The 13,988-nt window shown below is 48.6% G+C and carries 11 protein-coding genes and 1 tRNA gene; 10 read left to right on the top strand and 2 right to left on the bottom strand.

The window, feature by feature from the left end; all coding sequences use genetic code 11:
- Positions 1-21 precede the first annotated feature (21 nt).
- A complete protein-coding gene (locus B5D35_RS16330) occupies positions 22-501 on the bottom strand; it encodes an amidohydrolase family protein (RefSeq protein ID WP_139367791.1) in 480 nt (159 codons plus the stop codon).
- A 134-nt stretch (positions 502-635) separates the two neighbouring features.
- Between B5D35_RS16330 and B5D35_RS24965 the strand changes: the two genes are divergently transcribed.
- The 4 genes from B5D35_RS24965 (at position 636) to B5D35_RS16315 (ending at position 5,574) form a co-directional block, all read left to right on the top strand.
- The gene (locus B5D35_RS24965; protein ID WP_244556633.1) at positions 636-917 is read left to right on the top strand and encodes a helix-turn-helix domain-containing protein; all 282 of its coding nucleotides are present in this window, start codon (positions 636-638) and stop codon (positions 915-917) included.
- Entirely contained in the window at positions 869-1,525 is a 657-nt protein-coding gene (locus B5D35_RS16325; protein ID WP_244556632.1) for a LysR family transcriptional regulator substrate-binding protein, read from the top strand. The genes B5D35_RS24965 and B5D35_RS16325 overlap by 49 nt, the downstream gene beginning before the upstream one ends.
- 115 nt (positions 1,526-1,640) lie before the next feature.
- Positions 1,641-1,731: transfer RNA gene (locus tag B5D35_RS16320), tRNA-Ser, on the top strand.
- Positions 1,732-2,211: 480 nt separating this feature from the next.
- Complete coding sequence (locus B5D35_RS16315; protein WP_078753598.1) at positions 2,212-5,574, top strand: Ig-like domain-containing protein; 3,363 nt, start codon at positions 2,212-2,214, stop codon at positions 5,572-5,574.
- 563 nt (positions 5,575-6,137) lie between these two features.
- On the opposite strand, the gene kduI is transcribed toward B5D35_RS16315, so the two are convergent.
- A complete protein-coding gene (gene kduI, locus B5D35_RS16310; RefSeq protein WP_078753597.1) occupies positions 6,138-6,974 on the bottom strand; it encodes a 5-dehydro-4-deoxy-D-glucuronate isomerase in 837 nt (278 codons plus the stop codon).
- 185 nt (positions 6,975-7,159) lie between these two features.
- Between kduI and B5D35_RS16305 the strand changes: the two genes are divergently transcribed.
- From B5D35_RS16305 to B5D35_RS16280, 6 genes are all read left to right on the top strand, one after another.
- Positions 7,160-8,128 carry a sugar kinase gene (locus B5D35_RS16305; protein ID WP_078753596.1) on the top strand — a complete coding sequence of 323 codons (969 nt, stop codon included), beginning with the start codon at positions 7,160-7,162 and terminating at the stop codon, positions 8,126-8,128.
- 15 nt (positions 8,129-8,143) lie between these two features.
- Entirely contained in the window at positions 8,144-8,785 is a 642-nt protein-coding gene (locus tag B5D35_RS16300) for a bifunctional 4-hydroxy-2-oxoglutarate aldolase/2-dehydro-3-deoxy-phosphogluconate aldolase (RefSeq protein ID WP_078753595.1), read from the top strand.
- Positions 8,786-8,842: 57 nt separating this feature from the next.
- Positions 8,843-10,483, top strand: coding sequence for a SulP family inorganic anion transporter (locus B5D35_RS16295; protein ID WP_244556631.1), 1,641 nt, complete (start codon positions 8,843-8,845; stop codon positions 10,481-10,483).
- Between the two features lie 99 nt (positions 10,484-10,582).
- The gene (locus tag B5D35_RS16290; RefSeq protein WP_078753600.1) at positions 10,583-11,635 is read left to right on the top strand and encodes a UDP-glucose--hexose-1-phosphate uridylyltransferase; all 1,053 of its coding nucleotides are present in this window, start codon (positions 10,583-10,585) and stop codon (positions 11,633-11,635) included.
- Positions 11,636-11,804: 169 nt separating this feature from the next.
- Positions 11,805-12,566 (top strand): 2-dehydro-3-deoxy-D-gluconate 5-dehydrogenase KduD, encoded by a 762-nt coding sequence (kduD, locus tag B5D35_RS16285; RefSeq protein WP_078753594.1) that lies wholly within the window; start codon positions 11,805-11,807, stop codon positions 12,564-12,566.
- A gap of 196 nt (positions 12,567-12,762) precedes the next feature.
- Positions 12,763-13,986, top strand: a complete 1,224-nt coding sequence (locus B5D35_RS16280; protein WP_078753593.1) for a glycoside hydrolase family 88 protein — start codon at positions 12,763-12,765, stop codon at positions 13,984-13,986.
- Positions 13,987-13,988 lie beyond the last annotated feature (2 nt).

Below are 13,988 nucleotides of genomic sequence, written 5' to 3'. Positions count from 1 at the left end.
GCCTGAAACTCAGTATATTGCTTAAGAACCGAACAACTTTAGGCTGCCATGTCTTCCAACCGAATTAAGCAACAAAGCCTCGTCATACCCAAACGCAACATGCAAAATACGTTTGTCCAAATCCTTGCGTGCAAAGTACTTACGCATTTTTTTGTCGATATCTTCAATCGAGCCAATATCTCCCATTGGAGCAGGGTAGAGGAATTCATTCTCGATGAGCGGCAAGTATTGAGCAAAATGACCGTGTGCATCAATAAAGCCAGGCGTCACTGTTTTGCCTTGTAAGTCGCGCACTACCGTGTCTTTGTTCTTTTGTTTTAGGAGGTTGTCATTAGTGCCTACGGCAACAATGTTACCGTCTTTAATGGCGATAGCCTGAGCACGCGCTTGTTCGCCCGTAACGGTGACAATGTCACCGTTTGTCAGGATCAAATCCGGTGCGGCAAATACCATGCTTGAGCTGAGAGCCAGAGTTACGAGAGAGAGCGGTCGTGTTTTCATGTTTACCCCTAATGACAGTAAATTACATTCTGTGATTGCTTTGAATAGCTCACATTGTGCGCAAGTTAGAATGTACATTACAGTCAGTTTTGTTAGGGTTTTACGTACATTCAATACGTGTAAGTAGAGATGTCATGCATACCATCGAGCAGTTGACGGCCTTTATTTCTGTGTATGAGAAGGGCTCATACAGCGCAGCGGCAGCAGCGTTAGGAAAATCTCGTACAACCGTGCGAGAGCATGTGATGGCGTATGAAGATACCTTGGGGTATTCGTTGTTTGTTATTGAGGGGAAAAAGCGGTTCCTTCTGACAGTGCCAACCAGCTTTACTTTCATGCCAAAGTGGTGGAAAAACAGAGCCGGGAGTTGTTTGATTACAGTCAGGCACTGTTTGACAGTGATATTCACACGCTGAACATTGTGCACGACGTGATCGTACCGATTCAGGTAATTGCCGCGGTGCAACGCGATGTGTTGGCGCAATACCCTCATCTCACACTGAACTGGTTGCACCGCACCCGACAGCAAGCTCTCAGGATGCTAAAGAGTGGGGAGGCGGATATCGCGTTGATGCCAAACCGGGGGCAGTTGTTTCCAGAAACCGAAATTGATTTTCGGGGTGTTGGTTCGTTAAAAATTAAAATCTACGCAAGCAAGCACTCGGCGTTAAGTCAGAAAACGGGTGTCACGATGAAAGAACTGCAAAGCGAAACCCAGTACCTGACAGAGAACTTTGTCGCGATGGATGTCGCTTTTGCCAAAGTGTCGCCGAAAATACGCATTGTCAGTAATACTGATTTGCTTTGCGAACTGTTGAAACAAGAAGGGTGGGCGGCATTGCCCGCACTCAGTATGACGTCGCCATGTTCTGGCGATTTTATTGAACTGAGCGTCGAAGAAATGGGTGAATACAAAGCAGTTGGGCTTAATCTTTTTTACCGACACGGGAAAGATAAGTCTGTTATGTTCAGCGATATGATGTCTGTCATCTCACGAACATGCCAAAGCGCGTTGGCGTTTTGATGCGCAAATTGTGCTTCCGATACTCAATTTGTTTAATCCCTGAGCAAGTAAGCGTATTTCAGTAAATTCGGGCTTTACAAGTGTCCCAGCCCTTTGTAATATTCGCCGCAACCACGGAGAGATGGCTGAGTGGTTGAAAGCACCGGTCTTGAAAACCGGCGTGCGTTTATAGCGCACCTAGGGTTCAAATCCCTATCTCTCCGCCAAATTAGAAAAGGCCGCTGAACTATCAGCGGCCTTTTTGCGTTTAATGCTTTCTACTTTTCAAACCATACGCCTGCAACAAACCGGAATGCGAAAGCCGTTCACGAATTGCTGAAACAATCCGCACCAGCTACAAGCCACATTTGATCTTCTGTCAGTTACCACATTTCCCTTGAGTATAAAATGAACCAGGATCACAAAATGAATAATATACGCATGGAAAATAAGGTTTCTCGTAGTTAAATATCTCAAAGTGAGATGTAAATACATGTTTGTGATGCGTTTTCCCATAGTTTTTTAAGTGTCGGTCGATTCCGATAATCGTCCATTACCCTTTTCCTCTCTATCGTATCCGTTACGTTGAATTGCGAAGTATGAATTCGCAAAGAAGCGCGTCGGCTCTAGAAAACCATCATCAAACGCATCGTTAATTACGCGTTCATTTGTCTGGAAAGATAAATCAATAACAGAAGAGTTTAACCTTGAACAAATTAAATAAAATAACGCTCGCGTTAGCGGGAGTAATGTTTAGTGGCTATTTGCACGCCGCTGATGCGAGTTCGTCTGGCGTGATTGCTTTTGTTCCGGGCGAAACAAACGTTCAGAATGGCGAGATGGTTTCGTATAACGGCGAGTGTTTTGTCGCGAAGAACAACCCAGGTGTGTGGGAAACCCCAACAGCAAGCTCTTGGTTCTGGGATGTCGCCGAATGTTCGGGTGAACCGACGCCAGATCCTGACCCAACGCCAGACCCAGATCCTACTCCTGATCCAGACCCAACACCGGATCCAGATTTAGGCGATATCATTCCATTTATTCCGGGTCAGACTAAGGTGAAGAACGGCGATGTAGTGTCTTATGAAGGACAGTGCTTTATCGCGAAAAATAACCCGGGTGTGTGGGAAACCCCGAATGCAAGCTCATGGTTTTGGGACGTGACTGAGTGTTCAGGTGAGCCGGGTGAACCAGAGCCGACTGAATTATCTATTCTGTCTCCAGTGGCTGGCCAAACCGTCAACATGGGTGACGTGGTTTCAATCAACACACGCGTTGATGGTGAATTGGCCGCAAGCGTTGAGTTTTGGGTAAACAACCAGAAGCTGGCAGCAAAAACCGTCGACCAAAACCAAACGGCATATGCTCACAACTGGACACCAAGTGAAGCAGGCAATGCAACAGTCAAAGTGGTTGTGCTAGATAAAGACAGCCAAACACTGAAGCAGCAATCTGTTGCCGTTACTGTTCAAGAAGATGTGAATGAAGACTTCACTGCACCAGTAGTGAGATTTGTCACGCCATCAAATGGTTCAACGTTTAACGAAACAGAAACCGTTTCTATCTCAGTGAATGCGTCGGACGTGGACAACGACCTAAGCAAGCTGGTGGTTAACGCAAACAACCAACAAATCTGTGCGTTCGATGCTGCAAACACAAACGCGTTCCAGTGTGATTGGCAACCAACACAAACGGGCAGTTTCACGCTAAATGCTATCGCGACCGATGCGCAGAACTTGTCTTCATCAGCGCGTGTGAAAATCACCGTTGAGGAAGAGGCGGTTGAGCCACCACCAGTCACACCTCCGGGTGGTCTGTGTGAGGATTTCAATGTCTATCCAGACTGGACGCGTGGCGATCACGCGACGGGCGGCGACATTATGGTCAATAACAATATCGCGTACTCGGCGATTTACTGGACACAATCGATTCCGGGTAGCGACAGCTCATGGGCTCTGCACCTGAATTGTGATGGGACTGAGCCGGGCACAGCGCCTTTGCTATCACTGCAAAACCCAATGGATCCTATTCGCCTCGAAGTTGCGGGTTGGCCGAATACCTTTGTCGTTGCGAGTCCATCGACGCAAGCCCCAGCAACACTTACCATCGATGCCGTTAACAGCGATGCGTTGGCAGACGTTGATGTGCTGACTCGCGCGTTCGTTTCCGTCATCGGTCAGGCAGAGCACGCGGGCACCGCATCAATCATCATCAACAGTGATGTGCTGGATGTGGCGACGCAAGACAAAGGCGAGTCTTTCGGTGTGGTTGCCGTTAAAGAAGCACTGTCACGCGCGGTTGAAACAACGGGCAGCAGCATTGACCTTGATGCGGTCAACGCGCTGAGCAACGACGTGAAAGGCTGGGCACAGGCACATAGCCTTATCTTCTCAAGCTTGGCACCAGAAGCAACATTCGGCTGGTCCCTGAATATTGGAGATTTTGCTTACGATACGCATTCAGGCCGTCAATCGGTATGGGATGAAGCCTCCGTATTTACCGCAGACCTGCTAGATACTTTTGCGCTTTACAAAGCTGATGTAGCCAACAAAGCAGATTTCATTGCTTTCACTAAGTCAGGTGCAACGGCTGCGCTGTCTGATGACCAGTGGCACAATGCGCTTGAGTATGTGAAGCAAGTTTCTGACTACGTGAAGGTACCGGTTATGTTGGCGAACATGCCAACGGCGCAAACTGCCGGCTACTTCATGGGTGACAACCTAGGTAAACCGCAACTGCGTAAAGCGGCATTCAGCAACGTATTTGCGATTCTGTTTGATACCGATTCGTCAGAACTCACCACTAAGATTGACCGTTACCAAGACGCAAAAGTGCCGTTGTACTACGTGGGTGAAGAGCTAGAAAAAGGCTCATTAACCCGTATTGAAGCGTTGAACCAAGCGTTAGCCAACGCTGAAAATGCGATGGACAATGAAGCGTTCTTGTATGAAACGCCACAATCGCAGTGGGTACCGTCAACCGTTTACAAATGGAATGATTTTCTTGATGGCTTGAATGCCATGCACAACATTGGTGTAGCGGGTAACAAGTTCTGGCTGATGAACGATGAGGTTGATGATGCAACCAACATCAAATACGCCAAAGTCGCGATTGCTGCTTTCCTTGCGCAAAGTATGCAGGAAACCATTCGCTACAATGCGTGTGACGAGAACAACTGGTCAGAAGTGAAGTACGGCGCACCAACGGACTACCCGATGACGGCAAGCTGTGGTCAGTTGGGTCAGAAATATGCGGATTACGGCGTGAATCCGTCATCTGGTTTGGATTATGCCTATTCGTGTCCCCGCGACAGCAAAATGGAAGTGAGCGCACTGACCCACGCCAAGTGGTATGGCGCGCCAGCTCCAGTATTTGCAGCTCCAGATTCAGTGCTTGAAGAGCGCGGTCTACTGGTTAACGGTGCAGTTGGACGTTGGACCAACAACGGTCACTGTAATGATGTACCAGAAACCGTCGATGCTTCAAAACAAGTATGGGAACGCGACCAGTGTAAAGTCTACGAAGGCCAGAAAGCCGGTAGCTTCATTTGGGACGGAAGCAGCCAAGAAAGCGTGGAAGGCTGTGGCTGGTGGGGCCGTGGTGTCATCCAAACCACAGGCCGTCAGAACTTCGGTACGCTTAACCATTACCTAGGCCGTTCGCACGTTGACCCAGAAACCATTGGTCAAACCATTGATGGCGTAACGGTTGAAGCACCGCCTGCGAACCCGCTGTACGCAGAACTGGATTTCTGTTCAAACCCTGGCTTGATTTGTAGCTCAGAAGAGAACAAAGAAATTAAGTGGATTGCAGGTCTGTTCTACTGGGTAACCTCTGTACAGGCTTACAACGACGAGGGTGGCCAGTACGGTAACTGGAACTACTACAATGAGCTGAAAAAGTACGTGGATAGTGGTCTGCAAGGTTCGCAGTTTATTGATGATGTTTCGGGCATTGTAAACCGCGGCTGTCCAGACTTGACCTGTTCAACCGGTGATGTTCACAACGTGAAAGAACGCCGTGAGAACTTTAAGTTGGTTCTGGAAAAATTGGGTTTAGATCCGCGATAAGGATTTGTGCACCGCAGTAACATGTGCCAGTGAACATTGGTATAGATAACAAGGGCTCTGCTTTCTAAAAGCAGGGCTCTTTTTTTCGATTGCGTCACGTCAGTCAGTTCTCCTAGCGAAGAGCTTGTTTTTTGTTGGGATAAAACTTTATGAAAAGTACCGTTCGATATTTCCTCAATGTGAACGCGAGAAACGGCTGTTGAGCGTGTTATGCAAACAAAAAAGCCCCTTTCGGGGCTCAAACTTAAGGTGGAGATAGGACAACGTTGTGTGGTTCTATACCCAAACAACTTGAAAATGCTTGAATTCAGAGGGCTTAAATGCGTTCAATTCAAGGCAATTTCTCCTAGGAATAGTCATTCTATTTCAGGGGAAATTAACGACGAAGTGAGCGCATTGAGGCCCTCCCTTCGGGCGAGTTGACTGACGCTGTGCTCTTTGTTGCCCCTTTTTGATGGAGGTGACTACACCTACAAAGGGACGCCGCGATCACAACCCCAGTCAATCTCGCTGAAACCTGCATATTCAGGTTGATTGGGTATCACACAGACTTTTTGTAAACGTTATTTCAGATCTTTTACGTCAATGTGATCCATGTCGGTGAAGGTCTGGTTTTCACCTACCATACCCCAAATGAAGGTATAGCTTTGTGTACCTACGCCTGAGTGGATTGACCAACTTGGAGAAATCACAGCCTGTTCGTTGCGAACAACGATATGGCGTGTTTCCGTTGGCTCACCCATCATATGGAAAACAGCAGCGTCATCTTTCATGTTGAAGTAGCAGTAAACTTCCATACGACGGTCATGAGTATGACACGGCATGGTATTCCACAAGCTGCCTGGCTCAAGACGCGTCATACCCATCAGTAGTTGGCAGGTAGGCAGAACGTCAGGCACGAAGTATTTGTGGATGGTGCGACGGTTACTGCTTTCTACGTCGCCAAGTGTCACTGGAGCGGCCTCTTCCAGCGTCACTTTTTTGTTCGGGTAGTGCATGTGTGCAGGTGCAGAATTGAAGTAGAACTTCGCTGGGGTTGCTGCATCACGGCTACCAAAGGTCATTTCCTTTGCGCCCATACCAATGTACAGGGCTTCGTTGGCGTCGATCATGTACTCTTCGCCATCAACGATAACGACACCGTCGCCACCAATGTTGATCAGGCCAAGCTCGCGACGCTCTAGAAAGTAAGAAACACCAATCTTCTCGCCGACATCCGCAGCGAAAGACAGGCTAGCGTCGGTAGGCTGAATGCCACCGAAAATGATGCGATCGATATGACTGTACGTCATGGTGATCTCACCCGCTTTAAAGATTTCTTCTACTAAAAACTCATCACGCAGTCCTTTTGTGTCTAACTGCTTTGCATGCTGGCTATGAATAGATTGACGAACTTGCATGATACTTCTCATTGATTTGTTAGCGATGGCGAGATAGTACGCTTAATCTTTTTCTTCTCAATAAATGAAACGGCGTTTTGTTTATCGTGTCACACATTTTCTAAATTTTAACGTTTTTTATTGAAACGTAATTTCAAAAATGATTTTAGCGTCTAAAATGAACGAAAAGCCTTATGGATCTAATCATGTCTACATTTCGAATCGCGTTTCTTGGCGAATGCATGCTGGAGCTTCATGAAACCACTGAGCGTTTAGCTAAGGGTTTTGGCGGAGACTCGCTGAATTCTGCTATCTATCTGTCTCGTCTTGTTCGCTTAGTAGGGGATAGTGCCCCAGTGAACGTGAGTTACCTCACCGCGATGGGAAATGACTCTCAAAGTGACTTTGTGCTCGATGCGATAGAGCAGGAAGGTGTTGATACCGCAGATGTCCTGCGTATTGACGGTAAGTTGCCGGGTATCTATCTGATTGAAAATGATGCAAGCGGGGAGCGCCGTTTCCATTATTGGCGCAATGATTCTGCGGCCCGCTATTGGACACAAAGCTTTGATGACACGGGTTTGTACGAGCATTTGAAGCAGTTCGACATGGTGTACCTCAGCGGTATTTCATTGGCGATCCAATTTCCTGAACAGCGTGTGAGACTACTGGAAGCGTTACAACGCTATCAAGCGACAGGCGGTCATATCGCATTCGACTCTAACTACCGTCCTCGATTGTGGAAGGACGCAGGGGAGGCGGTAAGTGCTTACCATCAAATGATGGCGGCAACGCACATTGCGTTGGTGACGTTTGATGATGAGCGCGACTTATTCGGCGACCAACACCCCATCGAAACGGTAGAACGTATTCAGGCGTTGGGCTGTGACCACGTCATTGTGAAATGCGGAGCAGATGAGTGTTTGGTGGCGAAGGGCAGCGATGTGCAGCGTGTGCCAGCATTGCGTGTAGAAACGGTTGTCGATACCACTTCGGCGGGGGATTCGTTTAACGCGGGTTACCTGTTTGGAGAAACGCAAGGTCTTGCGGGAGAGCAATCTGCCCAATTCGGTCACTTGCTTGCGAGCCACGTCATTCAGGCAAAAGGCGCTGTGGTCAGTGAAGACTGCATGCCATCAGCGGAACAGATTCAATCTTTGTTAATCCCATCTTAAATTTTTGGAGTTGTTATGGAAAACGTTCAGGGTGTTGACGCGATCAGCCGCCGTCTTGCCGAATTAAAAGTCATTCCTGTTATTGCGATTAAAGACGCGAAGAGTGCAGTGCCGTTAGCAAGAACCTTAATTGAAAACGGCATGCCAAGTGTTGAAATCACGTTTCGCACTGAAGCTGCGGCGGAAAGCATTGCGCTCATCCGAAAAGCATTTCCAGACATGTTGATTGGTGCCGGTACTGTCCTGACTACAGCGCAAGTGGATGCTGCGATTGAAGCGGGCGTTGATTTTGTGGTGAGCCCTGGCTTTAACCCAACGACGGTAAAGTATTGCCAGCAGCGTGACATGGTGATGATCCCTGGCGTAAACAACCCAAGTCTTGTCGAGCAGGCGATGGAAATGGGCCTTAAAACCCTGAAGTTTTTCCCTGCCAGCGTGTCGGGTGGTACGGGCATGCTGAAAGCATTGAATGCCGTTTACCCTGTGCAATTTATGCCAACAGGCGGCGTGTCCAAAGAGAACATTGCTGAATACTTGGCAATCCCTTCTGTGTTGGCGTGTGGTGGTACGTGGATGGTGCCAGCCGATCTTATCGATGCGCAGGATTGGGATGCTATTGGCAAACTGGTTCGCGATGCGGTAGATGCATTGAACTAATTGTATGGGCCCGTATTAGCGGGCCGTTTTGTTGGTCTTTTTCGAAGTACGCTGACCATGACAACGCTTCTCGCCAGAATGCCTTCTCGCTCTTTGTTCGCAAGGGCGTTTCCTTTTTTACGCTGGCTTCCTCTCGTTACTAAACAAGATCTTAAAGCCGATTTGATAGCAGGCTTGACCGGCGCAATTATTGTTCTGCCCCAAGGCGTGGCCTACGCCATGATCGCGGGAATGCCTGCGGAATACGGTTTGTATACCTGTATTGTTCCGGCCATCATTGCTGCTTTGTTTGGCTCGTCGCACCACCTGATTTCCGGCGCCACCGCTGCATTGTCTGTGATTGTGTTTACCACGGTCAGTCAATTTGCGGCTCCAGGTTCGCCGCTATTTATTCAACTCGCATTAACGCTCACGCTTTGCGCTGGTGTTGTTCAGCTAATAATGGGACTGATGCGCTTTGGCGCTGTTGTGAACTTTGTTTCGCATTCCGTTGTGTTGGGCTTCACGGCTGGTGCTGCGGTTGTCATCGCTATTAGCCAGTTGAAGCATTTACTGGGGTTGTCTGTTGAAAGTGGCAGTACAGCCATTGAGAACCTCCAACTTACGTTTGGTGCCATCGCGCAGACAGACTCAAAAGCGTTGCTGATTGGTATCTCGACCATCACCATTAGTGTCAGTATTCGGTACATCTGGCCGAAAGGCCCTCATATGCTGATCGCAATGATAGCCGGAACGCTATTGGCGCTGGTAATTGGAGATGTTGCGCTTGTCGGGGCAATGCCCAATTCACTGCCATCATTTTCTGTGCCGCTTGCAGATGCTGTAACGGTTGAACGTATGGCGATGGGAATCATTGCCGTGGCGTTGTTGGGGCTGGTGGAAGCCATTTCTATTGCCCGCTCAGTCGCCATGAAATCCGGTCAGTTGATTGATGCGAATCAGGAGTTTATCGGGCAGGGACTGTCAAACATCATCGGCGCGTTTTTCTCCTGTTATGTGTCCTCCGGATCATTCACTCGCAGTGGTGTGAATTACACCAGCGGTGCACGCGCACCGTGTGCAGCGATTTTTGCCGCACTGTTTCTGACCCTCATTTTGCTCTTTTTCGCGCCATATGCCGCCTATATTCCGATTGCAGGCATGGCGGGGATTCTGTTTGTTGTCGCTTATAACCTAATTGATGTCCCGCATATTCTGGATATTTTCCGCACCGACAAAAAGGAATCTCTCGTCTTGGTGGCGACCTTCGTTGCTGCGATGTTCTTGCACCTTGAACTGTCTATCTATGTCGGCATGCTTTTGTCGCTGTTCTTTTATCTGCGCAGAACATCACGACCGACCATTGAATTTATTGACCCGCGAGTTTTCAACGTACCCGATCATTTGATTCCTGACACGGCGATCGTTCGCATCAATGGATCTGTGTTCTATGGCTCTTGCCAGCATTTGCAGAGGGGGCTTCAAGCGTGTCAGGCCAAGCACCTGATCATTCTGGGTCGAGGCATCAACTTTATCGATTACACCGGAGCCCAAATGTTGGCGGATCTGGTTAACCGAAAACAGCAGACATTCTATTACTGCCATATGAAGGCGACGCCGCTTCAAGCCTTGCTCGCCCCCAGCTTCGCGAAAACCTTTTCTTCGCTGACCTTCTACAAAAATGCCAAAGAAGCGTTGGCGGTGATCACGAAAACCTAATTTGCCGTCAGGCTCAAATGAAGATGCAGGCTGCCACCAAACTTTTTACGTGGTGTGGTTGGTAGCCTGTTTTTGCATAATTTTTTTGGTGATACCACTATGACATCCTTACCTTTTGACCCTACAGAACATCCCCATCGCAGATATAACCCATTGACGGGTGAGTACGTGTTGGTGTCTCCGCATCGTGCTAAGCGTCCATGGAGTGGTGCGCAGGAAACGCCGAATACGACAACCTTGCCGTCCTATGATGAGAAATGCTTTTTGTGTGCAGGTAACACGCGTATTTCAGGCGAAGTGAACCCTGACTATAAACATACGTTTGTGTTCCGAAATGACTTTGCAGCGTTGAATCTAGAAACGCCATTGATCAAAATTGACGATCCGCTGATGCGCCTTGAAGGGGCACAAGGTGAAGCGCACGTTATTTGTTTCTCTCCCGATCACAGCAAAACCTTGCCAGAACTCAGCACGCAAGAAATTGAGCAGGTGGTCAGCACGTGGCAAACAGAATATACGCGATTGAGCGAGCAGTATTTGTGGGTGCAAGTGTTTGAGAACAAGGGCGAAACCATGGGTTGCTCTCAGCCTCACCCACATGGACAAATCTGGGCGAACAGCTTTATCCCTACGGAAGTGGCAAGCAAAGATCGCAATCAAGCGGCGTATTTCAGTGAGCATGGCTCGTCATTGCTGGTGGATTATGTGCAGCGAGAATTGGCGGCCAAAGAGCGCATCGTGGTGGAAACCGAACACTGGGTCGCTGTTGTTCCTTTCTGGGCGGCGTGGCCGTTTGAAACCTTACTTTTGCCTAAAGCCGCTGTTCAACGCATCGACGCGTTAAGTGACGAACAGAGTGCGGACTTGGCGATTGCACTGAAAAAACTGACTACCCGCTACGACAACTTGTTCCAATGCAGTTTCCCTTACTCCATGGGCTGGCATGGTGCACCTAACTTTAAAAACGGAGAATCCATTGCGCACTGGCAGCTTCATGCCTGTTTCTATCCGCCGTTGCTGCGTTCAGCAAGTGTCCGCAAGTTCATGGTGGGCTACGAAATGTTGGGCGAAGCGCAACGCGATCTGACCCCAGAACAAGCGGCCGCACGTCTGCGCGATGTGTCTGACGAGGTTTACTACAAAACTGCCTAAGTAAGTGAATCCACACCACGGACGACGGATTGATTGCTGAGGAGCAAATCGACATTTGTGACCTAGCATTCAGCTTTTAACTTATTAATTGAAATGCTGTTTTATTTTCTTGTTTTGACAAGCAACTTAGCTATGATACAGAAAATAAAAATGAAACGAGGTTTTGAAAATGATTTTAGAGTCTTTTGGGCTAGAAGGCAAAGTAGCTGTTGTTACTGGCTGCAACACTGGCCTAGGACAGGGCATGGCAGTCGCTCTGGCGCAGGCAGGCGCAGATATTGTTGGCATTAACTACGGAGGAGCTGATGACACGCCGGGCATGGTTGAAGCAACGGGGCGCCGTTTTTACAACATCACCGCTGATCTGAGCAATTCAGCGATTATTGATGATGTTGTTGCCGAAGCGCGCGGCGTTCACGGCAAAATCGATATTCTCGTTAACAACGCCGGTATTATCCGCCGTGAAGACGCGATCAACTTTAGCGAAAAAGACTGGGATGATGTTATGGACATCAACATCAAGTCTGTTTTCCTTATGTCTCAATCAATTGCACGTGTTTTTAACGAGCAAGGCACCGGTGGCAAGATCGTCAACATTGCTTCAATGCTGTCTTACCAAGGCGGTATTCGCGTGCCTTCTTACACCGCATCGAAAAGTGCAGTGATGGGCCTGACTCGCGCATTAGCCAATGAGTGGGCGTCAAATAACATCAATGTAAACGCGATTGCACCGGGCTACATGGCTACCAACAACACAGAAGCATTGCGTGCGGATGTTGAACGTGAAAAGTCTATTCGTGACCGTATTCCTGCGAACCGTTGGGGTACACCGGAAGATGTCGGTGGTGCTGCGGTGTTTTTGGCCTCTAAAGCGGCAGATTACATCAACGGCTTTACCTTGGCCGTTGATGGCGGTTGGTTAGCGCGCTAACAACACGGGTATTCAGCCCCGTTTGCAAAGATCTCTCTCTCAGAAGGCCAGCTTAGCTGGTCTTTTTGATTTTTAGTTTCTTTAAAAATGAAACATCGTTTTGACTTTGTGATTTGCAGTAAGTTTTTTTCTTCATCCCGCCTTTACAATGCCCCATAGATAATCAGTTAATCTCTTCTTTGTTGGCGAGTAGAAAATGAGTGAATACATTGCTTTACCGTCATTACCGGGTGAACTAGACCGAGACCGCGTTCTAGCACACCTTCCCAAGGTAATGGCTACCATCAAGCGCAACATTTCTCGCATCGGCGAGCGCAACCCAAAAATCGGCAATGCCGACTATTCATGGACGCATTGCGGCCCGTTTGATTGGGTTTCATCGTTTTGGGCTGGCCAGTTATGGCTGTGTTACCAAACGACAGCGGATGAGCAATACAAAAACAGCGCGAAGTTGCGCAAGTCTTACTTCGCTAACGTGTTGTTGGACCCATTTTGGTTGGATCATGACTTGGGCTTCCAATATAGCCTGAGCTGTGTGGCGGAATACAAGCTGACTGGCTGTGAAGAATCCAAAATGATGGCACGGCGTGCGGCGGATCATTTGATTCACCGTTTCCGCAAAGTGGGCGGTTACATTGTTGCATGGAACGACACGCATCCTCTGGCATTGGAAAAGCCGGACGTGATTCAGGGTAAATCCATCATCGATTCACTGCAAAACACGGCATTGCTGTTCTGGGCGGTAGAAGTCACGGGTGCACCTCGTTACCGTGAAGTGGCGATTCGCCACAGCGAAACACTGGCAAAGCACATTGTTCGTGATGATTACTCAACCTATCACTCATTCAACTTCGACCCGATTTACCAAACGCCAGTGAAAGGCGAAACCTTCCAAGGTTACGCAGATGAATCTTGCTGGGCGCGCGGTCAATCGTGGGCAATCCACGGTTATGCCCAAACCTACCAGTACACCAAAGATGAAAGCTTTTTGGTGCTGGCGAAAAAACTGGCGCGTTTTGCGGCTGAAGTGATCACGCCAGACGGTGTGCCTGTGTGGGACTACCGTTTGCCTGCAGACGAAACTCAATACAAAGACAGCTCAGCGGGTGCGATTACCGCCGCTGGCTTCTTGTTGATTGCGCAAGCGTTGGAAGACCAAGCAGAAGCACTGGCGCGTGATGATGCAAAACGCCTGAGCTTGCTAGAAGAAGCGAACGCCTACCGCGATTGGGGCTTGTACTTGCTGCAAGGCCTAATGGACCAATGTGACTTGTGTGATAACGAACACGCACAAGGTTTGCTGGCAAATGGCGCATCATTCGTGAAGGTTGGCCTTTGCGACAACATGCTGCCTTATGGCGATTACTACTACCTTGAGGCTCTGATGCGCGCTCATGGTTACCGTAACTTCTTCTGGTAAGG

Source organism: Enterovibrio nigricans DSM 22720 (assembly GCF_900167155.1).
Lineage (GTDB): Bacteria > Pseudomonadota > Gammaproteobacteria > Enterobacterales > Vibrionaceae > Enterovibrio > Enterovibrio nigricans.
The sequence above is the reverse complement of the archived record's forward strand: the minus strand, read 5'-3'. Positions and strand labels throughout refer to the sequence as shown.

Bases quoted from the DNA above. Each gene is read 5' to 3' on its own strand.
- B5D35_RS16290 (WP_078753600.1), top strand. From the start codon at position 10,583: ATGACATCCTTACCTTTTGACCCTACAGAACATCCCCATCGCAGATAT.
- kduD (WP_078753594.1), top strand. From the start codon at position 11,805: ATGATTTTAGAGTCTTTTGGGCTAGAAGGCAAAGTAGCTGTTGTTACT.
- B5D35_RS24965 (WP_244556633.1), top strand. From the start codon at position 636: ATGCATACCATCGAGCAGTTGACGGCCTTTATTTCTGTGTATGAGAAG.
- B5D35_RS16280 (WP_078753593.1), top strand. From the start codon at position 12,763: ATGAGTGAATACATTGCTTTACCGTCATTACCGGGTGAACTAGACCGA.
- B5D35_RS16330 (WP_139367791.1), bottom strand. From the start codon at position 501: ATGAAAACACGACCGCTCTCTCTCGTAACTCTGGCTCTCAGCTCAAGC.
- B5D35_RS16295 (WP_244556631.1), top strand. From the start codon at position 8,843: ATGACAACGCTTCTCGCCAGAATGCCTTCTCGCTCTTTGTTCGCAAGG.
- B5D35_RS16300 (WP_078753595.1), top strand. From the start codon at position 8,144: ATGGAAAACGTTCAGGGTGTTGACGCGATCAGCCGCCGTCTTGCCGAA.
- B5D35_RS16305 (WP_078753596.1), top strand. From the start codon at position 7,160: ATGTCTACATTTCGAATCGCGTTTCTTGGCGAATGCATGCTGGAGCTT.
- kduI (WP_078753597.1), bottom strand. From the start codon at position 6,974: ATGCAAGTTCGTCAATCTATTCATAGCCAGCATGCAAAGCAGTTAGAC.